The organism is Adlercreutzia sp. DFI.6.23, from assembly GCF_024462535.1.
GTDB lineage: Bacteria > Actinomycetota > Coriobacteriia > Coriobacteriales > Eggerthellaceae > Adlercreutzia > Adlercreutzia rubneri.
Genome location: NZ_JANGBP010000779.1, coordinates 1 through 289 on the forward strand (window position 1 = coordinate 1; position 289 = coordinate 289).

Consider the following 289-nt stretch of genomic DNA (forward strand, 5'->3'; position numbering starts at 1 on the left):
CTCGGGAATGCCAATAACGGTGTCGGCCACCTCGATGAGCAGGCCATCGCGGGCGGCCGGGAGCGCCACGGTCAGGCGCAACGGTCGCCTCCACCGCATTCTCCACGTCGAGCACATCGAGGGGAGAATTTCAACCCGATAGCGGTCGGCCTCGAGGCTCGCCGCGTCCAGGGTGTCCATCTGGCGCCCCTGCCGTCGGAGCGCTCCGTTCACCGCCACGGCCACCGCCACGATGACGGCCGCAAGCGCCCCGAACAGGCTGACGTTGGCCATCGTGCGCTCGCGGGCC

The 289-nt window shown here is 69.9% G+C and carries 1 protein-coding gene; it reads right to left on the reverse strand.

The features are described from left to right. A partial coding sequence (locus tag NE591_RS15435; RefSeq protein WP_256157122.1) for a hypothetical protein occupies positions 1 to 289 on the reverse strand: 289 nt, incomplete at both ends.